This window comes from Protofrankia sp. Cr1 (assembly GCF_963555865.1).
Lineage (GTDB): Bacteria > Actinomycetota > Actinomycetes > Frankiales > Frankiaceae > Protofrankia.
Genome location: NZ_CAUVXO010000022.1, coordinates 5360 through 9510 on the forward strand (window position 1 = coordinate 5360; position 4151 = coordinate 9510).

2 protein-coding genes are annotated in these 4151 nt (G+C 68.2%); one reads left to right on the top strand and one right to left on the bottom strand.

Going from position 1 to position 4151, the window contains the following annotated elements; genetic code table 11:
* Positions 1 to 265: 265 nt before the first annotated feature.
* On the bottom strand, positions 266 to 2491 hold the full coding sequence (locus U9980_RS04000; protein ID WP_322766746.1) for an ATP-dependent RecD-like DNA helicase: 2226 nt from the start codon (positions 2489 to 2491) through the stop codon (positions 266 to 268).
* Between the two features lie 230 nt (positions 2492 to 2721).
* Here U9980_RS04000 and U9980_RS04005 point away from each other — a divergent pair.
* Positions 2722 to 4151 (top strand): NAD-binding protein (locus U9980_RS04005; RefSeq protein WP_322766732.1); only part of this gene is annotated, 1430 nt, incomplete at its 3' end.

A 4151-nucleotide genomic window follows, 5' to 3' on the forward strand; every position in this document is an offset into this window, starting at 1 on the left:
GGACCGGACGTGGAGCCAGGACCAGGACGCGCACCTGGACCGGTGCCGGCGGCCCGGGCCCGGTCGTCGCGCGCCTGCTGCTTGGCTCGCCGCCGTTCGCGACTACGACTTCCCATAGCTACCCCACAAGACCGAAATGAATGAAGGTGATCACGATCATGTCGCCACACGCGATACCGACACACGACATGTCGACCAACAGCTCTCCACCGACGGTTAAGGATACGGACCACTTTCCGGCTCCTTGGACACGCCTACCAGGTCTTCAGTACCCGTCGGGTGCCCGTAGCCGATGGTCGAGAGCGGTGTGGCGGCGCCCGGCGCTCACCGTGCGGACAGCCTGCCCGATCGCCCGGCGTGACCCGACCAGGACCACCAACCTGCGCGCCCGGGTGACCGCGGTGTAGAGCAGGTTCCGCTGCAACATCATCCACGCGCTCGTGGTGACCGGGATGACCACCGCCGGGTACTCACTACCCTGCGACCGGTGGATGGTCACGGCATAGGCATGCGCGAGTTCGTCGAGTTCGGTGAACTCGTAGTCGACGTCCTCCTCCTCGTCTGTACGCACCGTGAGCTTCTGTTCGTCGGGGTCGAGGGCGGTCACCACCCCGACAGTTCCATTAAAGACGCCGCTGGCGCCCTTGTCATAGTTATTGCGGATTTGGGTCACCTTGTCCCCGATCCGGAAGACCCGCCCGCCGACCCGGCGTTCGGGCAGATCCGGGCGCGACGGCGTCAGAGCCTCCTGCAGCAGGACGTTCAGCGCGCCGGCCCCGGCCGGGCCGCGGTGCATCGGCGCGAGCACCTGTACATCCCGGCGCGGGTCGAGCCCGAACTTCAGCGGAATGCGGCGGGCCACGACGTCGACGGTCAGCTGCGCGGCATCCTCCGCTTCGTCCGCGGCGAAGTAGAAGAAGTCGGACAGACCGCGTACCAGCGGATGATCTCCCTTGTTGATACGGTGCGCGTTGGTCACGACACCGGACTCCTGCGCCTGGCGGAAGATCTGGGTAAGCCGCACGTGCGGAATGGGCGTGCCGTCGGCCAGCAGATCACGCAGGACCTCGCCGGCGCCGACGGACGGCAGCTGGTCGACATCCCCGACCAGGAGCAGATGCGCCCCGGGTGCGACCGCCTTGGCAAGCTTGTTGGCCAGCAGAAGATCCAGCATGGACGCCTCGTCGACGACGACGAGATCGGCGTCCAACGGGCGGTCGCGGTCGTAGGCCGCGTCCCCGCCCGGTCGCAGTTCCAACAGCCGGTGCACGGTGGCCGCCTCGTGCCCGGTCAGCTCGGTGAGCCGCTTGGCGGCCCGGCCGGTCGGCGCGGCGAGCACGACCTTCGCACCCTTGGCGCGGGCCAGGGTGACCACCGAGCGCACGGTGAAGCTCTTGCCGCACCCGGGGCCGCCGGTGAGCACGGCGACCTTCTCGGTCAGGGCCAGTTTCACCGCCGCCGCCTGTGCCGGCGCGAGCTCGGCCCGGGTCCGGTCCCGCAGCCAGGCCAGGGCGGCGTCCCAGTCGACCTCGACGAAGGAAGGCATCGCGTCGCGCTGCGTCCGCAACAGCCGCAACAGCTGGCCCGCCAGGGAAATCTCCGCACGGTGGAAGGGAACCAGATAGATCGCGGCGATCGGCTCGGCCGGGTCCTCTCCGGGGATCTCCTCGCGGACAACGCCATCCTCCGCCACGAGCTCGCCCAGGCACTCGATCACCGCTCCGGTGTCGACCTGCAGGATCTTTATCGCCTCAGCGATCAACTGGTGTTCGGGCAGGAAGCAGTTGCCGTCCCCGGTGGCCTCCGACAAGGTGAACGCAAGACCGGCCTTGATGCGCTGCGGGCTGTCATGGGGAATCCCGACGGCCTTGGCGATCGTGTCCGCCGTCCGGAAACCTATTCCCCACACATCGGTTGCCAGCCGGTACGGCTCGGTGCGCACCACGTCGATGGAGCGGTCGGCGTACTGCTTGAAGATTCGCACCGCCAGTGACGTGGACACCCCTACACCCTGGAGGAAAACCATCACCTCCTTGATCGACTTCTGTTCCTCCCAGGCGGCCGCGATCGCCTTCGTGCGTTTGGGTCCGAGTTTGGGAACCTCGATCAGCCGTTCGGGCTCCTGTTCGATGACGTCCAGTGCGGCGACCCCGAAATGCTCGACTATCCGCTCGGCGAGCTTCGGCCCGATTCCCTTGATAAGCCCCGAACCGAGATAGCGGCGGATACCCGCAACCGTGGCCGGCAGCACCGTCGTGTAATCCTCGACATGAAACTGCTTACCGTACTGCGGGTGCGAGCCCCATCGGCCGCGCATGCGTAATGCCTCGCCAGGCTGTGCACCCAGCAGCGCGCCCACTACCGTGATCAGGTCACCGGACCGACCGGTGTCGACACGGGCGACGGTGTAACCGGTCTCCTCGTTGGCATAGGTGATCCGTTCCAACACCGCTTCCAGCACCGATCCATGCCACGGCTCCACCGCTGGCATCCCGAGTGGTTCTCCCGTCCCGTGGGCACGCCCATGACCGCGCCCGCTCACGCGGGTGCCACCGACTCCGTCCGTCGTCGCCACGCAGTATGCCCGGACGGCGAACGCCGGTGCAGCCACCCGCCGGTCCGCACGGTCGAGGTCCGCACGGTCGGGTCGGAGCGCAACCGGGCACAGGGACGGCATACTGCGGCCAGAACGGCCGGGTCGAGAGTCCAGGCGGAGGTGTGGTGAGGGTCGTGTCCGGCCATGCGTTCAGCCAGATCGTCTCCGGGCATGTCATCGTCTGCGGGTTGAACGAGCTGGGTTTCCGGATCGCCGAGCAGCTCCACACCGCGGGGGTGGCCGTCGTCGTCATCGAGAGACGCGACGTCGGTCCGCTGCGCCGCCGCCTTGAGCGGTGGGGGATCCCCGTCCTGGCCGACTCGGCACATACGGGGGACGCGCTGCGGCAGGCGTCGATCGCAGGAGCGATGGCGCTGATCGCCTGCCATGACATCGATCTCGACAATCTTGAGACGGCGCTGGTCGCCACCGAGATCGCACCCGAGCTGCGCCTTGTCGTGCGGGTCACCAATGCCCCGCTCGGCGATCAGCTCGGCGCGGCGCTGCCCAGCGTGCGCGTGCTGAACCTCGCGGAGAAGGCCGGCCACAGCTTCGTCGAGGCCTGTATCCGCTCCGACGTCCGGCATGCGTTCCGGCTCGGATCGGAGATCTTCACGGTGGTGGACGTCCCGGTCCGCACAGCCGGGGCGTTCCGGCAGGTCTTCGGCAATCTGACACCGGTGGCGCTGCGCAGACCGGGTGCGCGGCAGGTGGAGGTATGCCCGAGCCGCGATACCGGTGTCACCCCCGGCGACCACATCGCCCTGCTCGGCAGGCTGGCGGACTTCGCCGACAACGGCGTCCGAGTGAGCAGCGTGCATGACGTCAACGCGCTGGCGAACCTGTCGGCACACCGCACCGACCCACCGTCGGGCCGGGCAGGTAGGGCAGGCCAGGCAGGCCGCCGCCGCCGCCCGCACGCCTGGATACGGGACCTCGCCGTGACCACTGCGGCCGAGTTCGACCGGCCGTTCCGGCTCGCCCTCGGCGCGGTTCTGACCATCATGACCATCGGCACGTTGGTGCTGAGCCTGACCTATGCCGACAACGATCCGGCCGCGCCGGCGGACTTCGGCCCTCTCGACGCGTTCTATCTGACCGTCACCACCATGGCCACCGTCGGCTACGGCGACTTCAGCTTCGGTGCGGCGGCATCCTGGTTACAGGCATTCGGCATCGCCCTGATCCTCCTCGGTGCGCTGTCCATCGCGATCGTGTACGCGTTCATCACCAATGTGATCATCAGCCGCCGGCTGGAACGGACAATCGGCCACGGGCGTGCCACGACCGTGCGTGACCACGTCATCGTCTGCGGGCTCGGTTCGGTGGGGCTGGCCACCGTGGAAGGCCTCGTCGCCGCCGGGCGGGACGTCGTGATCGTCGAAAGAGATGCGAACAACCGCTTCCTTTCGGTGGTCCGCGACCTCAAGGTGCCGGTCGTGTTCGGTGACGCCACCGTCCGCGCGACCCTGATGGAGGCCGGACTCGCCCGGGCCACCACCCTCGCCGCACTGACCAGCGACGACGTGGCGAACCTGGAGGCTGTGCTCTCCGC

Excerpts from the sequence above, each read along its gene's own strand:
- U9980_RS04000 (WP_322766746.1), bottom strand. The coding sequence starts at position 2,491 with ATGCCAGCGGTGGAGCCGTGGCATGGATCGGTGCTGGAAGCGGTGTTG.